At 60.9% G+C, this 9,799-nt stretch carries 10 protein-coding genes and 1 pseudogene; 8 read left to right on the top strand and 3 right to left on the bottom strand.

Annotation, left to right across the window (positions count from 1 at the left end):
* A partial coding sequence (locus ACRESD_RS06905; protein ID WP_431750246.1) for a collagen-like triple helix repeat-containing protein occupies positions 1-472 on the top strand: 472 nt, incomplete at its 5' end.
* A gap of 185 nt (positions 473-657) precedes the next feature.
* Positions 658-2,340, top strand: a pseudogene (locus tag ACRESD_RS06900) (ShlB/FhaC/HecB family hemolysin secretion/activation protein).
* 136 nt (positions 2,341-2,476) lie between these two features.
* Here ACRESD_RS06900 and ACRESD_RS06895 read toward each other — a convergent pair.
* From ACRESD_RS06895 to ACRESD_RS06885, 3 genes are read right to left on the bottom strand one after another with little or no spacing between them, the layout of a single operon-like run.
* A complete protein-coding gene (locus ACRESD_RS06895; protein ID WP_431750245.1) occupies positions 2,477-2,884 on the bottom strand; it encodes a response regulator in 408 nt (135 codons plus the stop codon).
* Between the two features lie 59 nt (positions 2,885-2,943).
* Complete coding sequence (locus ACRESD_RS06890) at positions 2,944-3,132, bottom strand: Flp family type IVb pilin (RefSeq protein ID WP_431750244.1); 189 nt, start codon at positions 3,130-3,132, stop codon at positions 2,944-2,946.
* A 36-nt stretch (positions 3,133-3,168) separates the two neighbouring features.
* Positions 3,169-3,357 carry a Flp family type IVb pilin gene (locus ACRESD_RS06885; protein WP_431750243.1) on the bottom strand — a complete coding sequence of 63 codons (189 nt, stop codon included), beginning with the start codon at positions 3,355-3,357 and terminating at the stop codon, positions 3,169-3,171.
* Between the two features lie 333 nt (positions 3,358-3,690).
* On the opposite strand from ACRESD_RS06885, the gene cpaB reads away from it, so the two are divergent.
* The 6 genes from cpaB to ACRESD_RS06855 form a co-directional block, all read left to right on the top strand.
* A complete protein-coding gene (cpaB, locus tag ACRESD_RS06880; RefSeq protein ID WP_431750242.1) occupies positions 3,691-4,617 on the top strand; it encodes a Flp pilus assembly protein CpaB in 927 nt (308 codons plus the stop codon).
* 15 nt (positions 4,618-4,632) lie between these two features.
* Positions 4,633-5,862, top strand: coding sequence for a type II and III secretion system protein family protein (locus ACRESD_RS06875; protein ID WP_431750241.1), 1,230 nt, complete (start codon positions 4,633-4,635; stop codon positions 5,860-5,862).
* Entirely contained in the window at positions 5,859-7,052 is a 1,194-nt protein-coding gene (locus ACRESD_RS06870) for an AAA family ATPase (protein ID WP_431750240.1), read from the top strand. Before ACRESD_RS06875 ends, ACRESD_RS06870 begins: the two co-directional genes overlap by 4 nt.
* Entirely contained in the window at positions 7,049-8,317 is a 1,269-nt protein-coding gene (locus ACRESD_RS06865; RefSeq protein WP_431750239.1) for a CpaF family protein, read from the top strand. Before ACRESD_RS06870 ends, ACRESD_RS06865 begins: the two co-directional genes overlap by 4 nt.
* A gap of 13 nt (positions 8,318-8,330) precedes the next feature.
* The gene (locus ACRESD_RS06860) at positions 8,331-9,212 is read left to right on the top strand and encodes a type II secretion system F family protein (protein ID WP_431750238.1); all 882 of its coding nucleotides are present in this window, start codon (positions 8,331-8,333) and stop codon (positions 9,210-9,212) included.
* 1 nt (position 9,213) lies between these two features.
* Positions 9,214-9,799, top strand: a 586-nt coding sequence (locus ACRESD_RS06855; RefSeq protein ID WP_431750237.1) for a type II secretion system F family protein, incomplete at its 3' end; no start/stop codon positions are given.

Below are 9,799 nucleotides of genomic sequence, written 5' to 3'. Positions count from 1 at the left end.
GGGTAATACCGTGGCTTCGCTGGGTACTGTCATCGGCGGAACAGGCGTCGCCAACACCGCCGCCTCGGCACCAGTGGCAGGCTTGGCCACCAACGTCGGTGCAGCGCTGAACCCTGTGACGAGCGGCGTCACCAGCCTGACGCAAAACGTCGGCACCACAACGGGTATCGGCGCGCCGGTCAACGGCTTGGTCACGCAAGTCGGCGGTGCTGTCAGCGGCCTGGGTACCAACCTGACCGCTGCCAACGCCAACCCGGTGACGAACGCCGTAGGCACTACCGTCACGGCGGTCGGTAACACAGTCGGCTCGCTGGGTGGCTTGGTCACCGGCGGGACCAGCAGCAGTGGTGGTGGTCTACTCGGTGGCTTGAGCGTCGGCGCAAGCGCCGGTACTTCGGCCAACGGCAGTGCCAGCACCGGTACCAGTGGCGGCCTGGGAGGGTTGTTGAACGGCCTGACCGGCAAAAAATAGAATTGCACCTGGCCGATTAGACGGCCTCCCCTACAGCGCCTACGCTTGGTTGAGACGAGAGACCCTGAATAAGTCTCTCGTCTTTTTTATGGGCTGGCCCTATCGAACAAAGCCTGGCCCTCCCGAACCGAGTCTCAGAACCCGGCGGGCCCGAAACGCTGCTTCAGTTGACCATGGAGTGTCCTATGCGCGTGTTGACGCCGTTGTTATTGCTTACCCTCAGTGCCTACGCTCAGGCTGAGACCCTTCCCAGCTTCCTCAACAGCAACGACACCATCCGCAACCTGCCGGTGCCCAACCTCCCCGCCGACGCCTACAGACCGGTCACGCCAAAAACCCAAGTGCCGGAAGCACCCGCGACCCAGGGCCAAGCCCTGTTGATGGATACCAAGGTCACCATCCGCAAGTTGCAGATCGAGGGTGGCACGATCTACCCGCTCGCCGAGACGGCCTAAGCCTACGCGGCGCTGATCGGCCATGAGACCAACCTGGCGCAACTGATCGAAGCCACGCGCAGCATCACCCGTCGCTACCAAGAGGACGGCTATCTGCTGTCCTACGCCTTCCTGCCGCAGCAAAACTTTGAAAACGGTCTGGTACGCGTGGTGCTGGTAGAGGGTTACATCAAGGACTACCAACAAAGCGGCGACATCGGCTCGGTGTCGGCCTATGTCGATAAGCTAGCGAACAAGCTCCTGGCCGAACGCCCACTCACCCGCAAAACCTTCGAGCGCTACACCACGCTCATGGGCCGTATTCCGGGTGTGACCCTGCAAGCGCAAGTACCACCGCCGGGCACCACGGACGGTGCCGCCCACATGGTGATCCAGGCCAGCCGCAAACCCTTCACCACCAGCATGAGCCTGGTGGACGGCAACCGCAGCGGCACGCAAGCGTTGCTCACCGCCACCAGCAATTCCCAGACATCCATGGGCGAACAGCTCAACATCAGTGGCCTGTTCCCGCCTGGCAACGACAAAGAACATTACTACCGCGTCGGCTACAGCCAGTTCATCAATGCCGAGGGCAGCCAGCTCGTCCTCGGCGCCGAACGCTATCGCGCCGACCCCAGGAGCAACGTCCAACTCGATGGTGGCTTCGAACTCAAGCCGCACCAGTCGATCGATCGCTACACCATTGGCCTCAGCCATCCGCTGATTGCTTCACCCACTGAATCGTTGACTCTCGGCACGCGCCTGTACGCCGTTGACCAGACCACACGTTATCAATTAGTGGGCTACCCCAATCGCTTCGACATCCAAACCGACTTGCGCGCCCTGGCGTTCGAGGGGGACTGGCGCAAGTCCGACCCCCGACAATTGCGCATCCTCAGTGCCGGCCTGTATCAGGGCATCAATGGCATGGGTGCCAGGACCCACAGTGACCTAGGAACGGGAACACCCGACTTGGACTTCTTCCGCTTGCGCCTCTCCGGCGTGCAGAGCGACAAGTTCCTAGATAACTGGCAAGGCGTACTGTCGGGAGCGTTCTACTGGAGCGACGCGACCCTGCCCGATAGCGAACGCGCCACCTTCGGCGGACAGAACTTCGGCCGCGGCTACCCCGACGACCAGGCTTCCGGCGATAAGGGCTGGGGGGTGGCGTACGAGGTCAACTACAGCTTCAACCGTGCCGGTGACTGGGTGAAGGTGCTGCAACCCTATGTCGTGCTCGACCGCGCCAAGACCTGGTTCAACGAACTGCCGGTGAAAGGCAGCGACATGTCATCGGCGGCCGTGGGCCTGCGCTTTGGGGATAACAAGTACTACAACATCGCGTTGGAAGCGTCCAAGCCGATGTCGGACATCGCCCTGGACAGCCTCAACCGGCGACCGCGCTACACCCTCAGCTTCAGCTACCAACTCTGACGATAATTGTAGTGAGCGGGCTTGCCCCGCGCTGGGTGGCAAAGCCACCCCAACAAGGACGTCGCGCGGTTTCAGAAAATCCGAGGGGTCTGGCTTTGGGGCGGCTGCGCCACCCAGCGCGGGACAAGCCCGCTCACTACAATCGGTGTTTGACGAGGGGGAAAAGGCTGTTGAGGGTATCGATCAAACGCACCAAATAGATGGGCTTGCGAAACAGGTCCAGCACCTGCAGACGCAACATGTCGCTGACGTCATCCATCTCCGCATGCCCCGACATCACAATCACCGGCAAGTGCTGCCGGTCGGTGTGTTCGCGCAGGCGTTTGATCAGGGAGATACCACTTTCCTCGGGCATGCGCAGGTCGGTGATGACCAGCGCAATGTCCGGGTTCAGGGTCAGTTCCTGCAAGGCATCGGTGACGGAGGTGGCGGTAAAACAAACGAAACCCTCGTTCTCCAGCGATTCCGCCAGTTCTACGAGGGCATCCTCTTCGTCGTCCACCAACAGGATTTGTTGGCGAAATGGAGCAGTTGCAGCATTCATGGGTACTACCTGGCGTTACCAATCAATGACGTGTGTACTCACAGGATGCTGTCTGAAACTCACGTAATGGCGGTGGTGATTTTAGCGATGAAGGTGGTGATTTGTGGCCCCAGCGTCGCCCCTGCTGCCAACACGACCAGCGCCACAATCGCCACGAGAATGAGGTATTCAATCGCCGTCGCGCCGTCTTTTTTATGAAACAGCACCAGCAGCTGGGCACGCATTCTCATCAATAGATCAAGGACCATCGTACTTCTCCTCAGTCGTAGGATACGCTCAGGAACTTACGTCAGGGCGGTGTTGATTTTACCGAAGAAGGTGGTGATTTTCGGACCCAGGGTAGTCCCGGCTGCCAGTATCACCAGCGCCACGATCGCCACCAGAATCAGGTATTCAATCGCCGTCGCGCCGTCTTTACGCTGAAAAAGCAACTGAAGTTGAATTTGAAGTTTTATCAACAGGTCAAGGATCATTGTATTTCTCCTCAGGCGCTCCGGCGCCTAGTCACTACGTCGCACAGTAATCGCGATGTGCCATCTCAGCATTGTCAACAATCCCCCACCTCACAACTGTAAGAACTGATTAATCACAAAGTAGTGGTCGCTTTGTTGGCGCCTTAAAACCGTGATTTCAAAGGCCACCTCTGTCTGTGTGTAAGAAATCTTCCTGTCAGTAATGGCATTTTGTCCTAGCTGAACTACCTTCAAATAGCGAAATAGTTAGTTACTGTTCATAGCAGCCGCGTTGCGAAATTAGCCCGCTCGGATAGACGGGTTGTGTAGTGCAACAGGAAAGGGAGAGCCGTCATGAACACGCGTTTGAGCATGGTGTTGGCCGGGGTGCTCCTTATCGGTGCGCTGTTTGCCGGTTATTGGGGGTTGGTCCTGAGCCGCACGCCCGCCCCGGCACCTCCACCGCCCCCCCAAGCGGCACCTGTCGAAAAAGCCGCTGCCGTGGTGGAAGACCAGACCCGCCAGCCGGTGGTGGTACTGGCCCACGATGTGCCGCCCTTTGTTGCCCTGAATGCCGCCGACCTCACAGTGGAAAAATTGCGAACCGTACCGGCCGGCAGCATGACCAGTGTCGACCAGGCCATCGGCCGCACACCCTGGCGTGCCCTGCGCGCCGGCACTTGGTTGAACGAAGAAAGTTTCACCCCCGGCGGCCCGCTGGCACGCATGATCCGCCCGGACGAGCGCGCCCTGGCCGTTGCCGTGGATGAAGTGATTGGTGCCGCCGGCCAACTGAGCCCCGGCGATTATGTGGATGTACTGCTGTACCTGCGCCAGGACGCCGCCAACCTCGAGCAATCGGCCCAGGTGGTGGTGCCTGCCATGCGCCTGCTCAGCGTCGGCGATCAAATGGGCCTGAGCAATGACGGCACCCCCGCTTCCCCGCCCGCACTCACCGCCGAAGAAAAAGCCCAACGCCACGCGCCCTCGCGCACTGTAGTGCTGGCCGTGCCCGAAGCCCTGCTGAGCCGCCTGATGCTCGCCACCCAGGCCGGCACCTTGCGCCTGGCCGTACGCAGTGCCGATGAGCGTTTGCTCAGCCATTACTGGGCCGGCGAAAGCGACGCGCCGGGCAACCTGCAGAGTGCCAACCGCGACCTCTACCAGTTCACGCAATTGGCCTTTGCCCAAGCCCCGAAAAAAGTCGCCCAGGGTAGCCCGCGCCGTACAGGTGTCGAGGTCATCCGGGGTAATCAAGCCACCCAACAGACACCTGACTGAACAAGGATGCTGTGCATGAGCCGACGTTTCGCACCGGTGTTCACGCTGAAAATTGCCTGTGCCCTGCTGCTGTCGAACCTGCCCGTGGGTCTCGCCATGGCCGCCCCGGGCAATTGCGGTAGCCTGGGCCAACTGCCCGCCGCCCTCTCGGTGGGAGAAGGTTTGCAACAGGAGCTTCAATCACCGGTGGCCATCACCCGCCTGGCGATTGGTGATCCTAAAATTGCCGACGTGCACCTCAACGGCGACCGTGGTTTCCTGCTGACCGGCGTCGCTTCCGGCACCACCAGCCTGATGGTCTGGACGGCTTGTTCGAACACGGCGCGCCAGAGCATCGTGTTCGTCAAGGGCAAGGCCACTTCAGCCCTGACCAGCCTGGCGCTGTCGCCATCCGACGACCCGCTGCTGCCCAGCCAGGTGCAAACCGATATTCGCTTTGTCGAAGTCAGCCGCACCAAGCTCAAAGAGGCCAGCACCTCGATTTTCGGACGCGGCGGCAACTTCCTGTTCGGCAGTCCGAGTAATGTCGCCAACCCTGTGGGCACAGCCTTTCGCGGCAACCTGCCAGTCAACGGCGACACCTTCAATATCGGCTTCGGCGGTGGGCGCGTCTCGGCGATGATCAACGCGCTGGAAAGCAGCGGCTTTGCCTACACACTGGCGCGTCCAAGCCTGGTGGCTTTGAGTGGGCAAAGTGCGTCCTTCCTGGCGGGCGGCGAAGTGCCGATCCCGGTACCCAGCAGCGGCAGCAACAACATTTCGATCGAGTACAAAGAGTTCGGCATTCGCCTGACCCTAACCCCCACCGTGGTCGATCACAACCGCATTTCACTGAAAGTGGCGCCAGAGGTGAGCGAGCTGGATTACACCAACGCTGTGGTCATTCAGAACATCAAGGTGCCGGCCCTGACCATCCGCCGCACCGACACCAGCGTGTCGCTGGCCGATGGCGAAAGCTTCGTGATAAGCGGTTTGATCAGCAGCAGTAACACCACCAGTATCAGCAAGTTCCCAGGACTGGGAGACATCCCGGTTCTGGGCGCGTTTTTTCGCGACTCCAATATCAATCGCCAGGACAAAGAACTGCTGATGATCGTCACACCACACCTCGTACAACCATTGGCGGCCAACGCTCAACTGCCGTCCTTGCCTGGCGAGAAGCTGCGGACCTACGACCCGAATTGGTACCGCCTGTACTTCCTGGAAAACGGCAACTTTGACCGACTCAATGGGTTGTCTCAATGAGCGATAGCCTGAGCCAGACCTTCCTGGCAATCACCCGCAACACCACCGACCTGGAATGGCTGCAGGGCGCACTGGCGCCCCTGGGCCAAGTGGTTAGCGCCGGCAGCGGCACGCTGGACGAACTGCTTGCCCTGGTCGATGTGACCTTCTCCAACCTGGTGTTTATCGGCCTCGACCGCGAGCACGTAGTGGCCCAAAGTGCGTTGATCGAAGGTGCGCTGGAAGCCAAGCCGATGTTGGCCATCGTCGCCCTCGGCGACGGCATGGACAACCAGTTGGTCCTTAATGCCATGCGCGCCGGCGCGCGGGATTTTGTCGCCTACGGCTCGCGTTCCAGCGAAGTGGCCGGGCTGGTGCGGCGCCTGAGCAAACGCCTGCCACCGGTCACCGCCAATACCCAACTGGGTGGCCTCACCGTGTTGTACGGCACTCAGAGCGACGCAGACGGCGCACTGCTGGCCAGCCACCTTGCACTGGTCGTACAAAAGAGCGGGCAGCAGACCCTGCTGCTGGACCTGGGCCTGCCCCGGGGTGACAGCCTCGCGTTGCTGGGGCTGGAAAGCTCATTCAATTTCGGCGATGCCCTGCGCCACCTGCGGCGCCTGGACACCACCCTGATCAACAGCGCCTTTACCAGCACCGAAGACGGCCTGCGCATTCTCGCCTATGCCCCCAACGACGAGCCCCTGGAGCGCACCAGCGCTGCCGAGCTGTACATGCTGCTTAGCGCATTGCGCCAGCACTTCCAGCACATTGTGGTAAACCTCGGCGGCCAGCCGGACAGCGAAGCCCTGCGTACCTTTGTCAGCCATTGTGACAAGCTGTTGTGGTGCACCGATCAGAGCGTCCTGGATTGCCGCCGCAACCTCGGCGTGCTGAACCAGTGGCGCGAAAAAGGCATGAAGCTGGAACATGCCAAATTGCTGGTTGATCGCTATATCAAGAACTGTGCACCTGACTCAGAAGCCCTCGGTAAAAGCTTCGGCCTGGAGGTGATTGCCGTGCTGCCCCTGAGCCCGGAAGTGCGCCTGAACGCAAAAAACCAGGGCCAAACCTTATTCACGCTGGCCCCGCGCGAGCCCCTGACCCACGGCCTGAAAGCCCTGGGCGAACGCCTGGCAAAACGTTCTCAGGTTCTGAAAGAAACTCCCCATAATTGGCTTGATCGCTTGCTGAGACATGGCAAATGAACGGCGAAAAACTCTTCGGCGCACCCGCCCGCAGCCTCGGTGGCAACACCGACCACGACGGGCTCAAGCTGGTGCTGCATCGCTACATCATCGATGCCATCGAAGAGTCGGGGAAGAACCTGCTGGAAGGTTCGCGCCCATTGCTCGCGCAGTTTGTCATCGACAAAGTCGCCGAATACATCAACCGCATGCACCTGGCCATTTCCCGTTATGAAATGGAACGCCTGGCCGAAGAGATCGTCGATGAGCTGACCGGTTTCGGCCCGTTGGAAGTGCTGCTGCGCGACCCTTCCGTCACGGAGATTTTGGTCAACGGCCCACACCGGGTGTTTATCGAACGTGACGGCCTGCTGCACCAGAGCGACCTGCGGTTTATCGACTCACATCACGTGGAGCGTGTGATGCAGCGCATCCTCGCGCCCCTGGGCCGACGCCTGGATGAGTCGTCACCGATGGTTGATGCGCGCCTGCCCGATGGCAGCCGGGTCAACGCGATCATCCCGCCGATTGCCCTGGACGGGCCATGCCTGTCGATTCGAAAGTTTCGCAAGGACATGCTCAAGAGCAGCGACCTGGTGGCCATGCAGACCATCGACCAGAACATCTTCGACTTTTTCCAGGAAGCCGTGGGCAAGCGCTGCAACATCCTCATCAGCGGCGGCACCGGCACCGGTAAAACCACGCTGCTGAACATCCTCAGCCAACTGATCAACCCCCATGAACGCCTGGTGACCATCGAAGACGTGGCCGAATTGCAACTGGGCCACCCCCACGTGGTGCGCCTGGAAACCCGTCCGCCGAATGCCGAGGGGCATGGCGAGGTCAAGGCCAGCGACCTGATCCGCAATGCCCTGCGGATGCGCCCCGACCGCATCATTCTGGGTGAGATCCGGGGCGTGGAAGTGCTCGACGTACTCACCGCCATGAACACCGGTCACGACGGCTCCATGAGTACCGTGCACGCCAACAACGCCGCCGATGCACTGCTGCGCCTGGAAACCCTGGTGGGTTTGACCGGTCGGGTGGTGGCGGAAAAAACCTTGCGACAGATGATTTGTGCGGCACTGGATGTAGTGATTCAGTTGACCCGCTTGCCCGATGGTCGCCGCTGCGTGAGCGAGGTCGTCGAAGTGGTGGGCATCCGCGAAGACGTATACGTGACCAACACCCTGTTCCGCCACGACCGGCGCACCGGCTTCGGCTTCCTGCGCGAGGCGGTCAACCCGGCCGGTGAAAAACTGCGCCGCGAACCGGCATTGCCTTGAAAGGAACTCGACCATGACCGGGGCCATCCTGCTGCTTACCTGCCTGATCCTGATCGGTCTGTCGATCCGCTCGTTTCAAAACGGCCTGCGCCGCGCCCAGACTGATCGCGTGCTGGACCGCCTTGCCGCTGGCCAGCCCCAACAGGTTGAAGATACCAGTCAGTGGAGCGGCGTAGAGCGTATGTTCCTGCGTGCTGGCCTGGGTAAGCCCAGCGACAATCTGGGACTGTGGCTGGCGGTATGGGGCTTGGGTGTCGTGTTGGGACTGATGGTGGCCGGCTGGCTCGGTCTGCTGGTGATGTTGGTCGTGCCCCCCCTGCTGCTGCGCCTGTATATCGCCTGGCGCTATCAGCGACGTATCAAACGCATGATCGAACAACTACCGCAATTACTCGACCACACCGTGCGCAGCCTCAAGGCCGGACGCACCCTGGCCGACGCAGTGCTGGGCGGTATCGAGATCAGCGAGGACCCTCTGAAGAAATCCATGGGCCGTATCCAGCGCAACGTGCAGTTGGGTGTCAGCCTGCCGGAGTCGGCCCATGACTTTGCCGAGTTCTATGAGCGCGATGAGTTTCGCCTGTTTGCCTTGGGCTTGAAGGTCAACCACCGCTATGGCGGCAACGCCAGCGAGCTGCTGGAAAACCTGATCAAGATGATCCGCGAGCGCGAGCAGGCCGCCCGCCAGTTGCGTGCCTTGACCGGCGAAACCCGGGTGACCGCCTACGTCCTTACCGCCTTGCCCATTTCCATGGTCGGCTACTTCCTGGCGGTGAACCCCGCGTACCTGATGACCATGTGGAACGACGGCACCGGGCGCATATTGTTGTTCGTGGCCCTGGTCATGCAGGTGATGGGCTGTTTCACCTTATGGCGCATGTTGCGGAGCGTATGACATGGCAATTGCCCTGCTGATCAGCGCTGTGTTGTTCCTCGCCGCCCTCGGGCTGGTGCTTGCCAATCTGATGAAGCATCGGCGCGGCCAACGCCTGGTTGCCCAACGCTTACAGGGCCAGATGGGCCGCGAAGATAAACTCGGCAGCCTGATGCGGCAACTGGGTAGCAGCCAACTGGCGCAACGCTCGGTCAGCCTGGACAACGAAACCCAGATCCTGCTCAGCCGGGTTGGCTGGCGCAAATCCAGCCAGCGCTCGATGTTCGCCGCTTTACAGATCGGCACGCCGTTGGCGCTGCTAGGCGTTGTGGCGGTGGCCCAGGGCCTGTTATTTCCCCACGTCGACTCGCCCTGGCTGGCGCCATTGATCGCCTTGGGCGTCGGCTACTTGCTGCCCAAGCGTGTCCTGGCCAATGTTGCCAAAAGCCGCCAGCAGCAGATCGCCCGCGAAGTCGCAACCTTCATTCCGCTACTGCGCATCCTGTTCGAATCCGGCATGGCCGTCGAACAAGCCCTGCGCGTGTTGAGCATAGAGGCACAGCGCCTGTTGCCGGCGCTGACCCACGAACTACGTCTGATCCTTGCAC

Origin of the sequence: Pseudomonas sp. (genome assembly GCF_050739995.1) — a bacterium.
GTDB lineage: Bacteria > Pseudomonadota > Gammaproteobacteria > Pseudomonadales > Pseudomonadaceae > Aquipseudomonas.
Note: the sequence above shows the minus strand (reverse complement) of the source record. Positions and strands in the feature narration are given on the sequence as shown.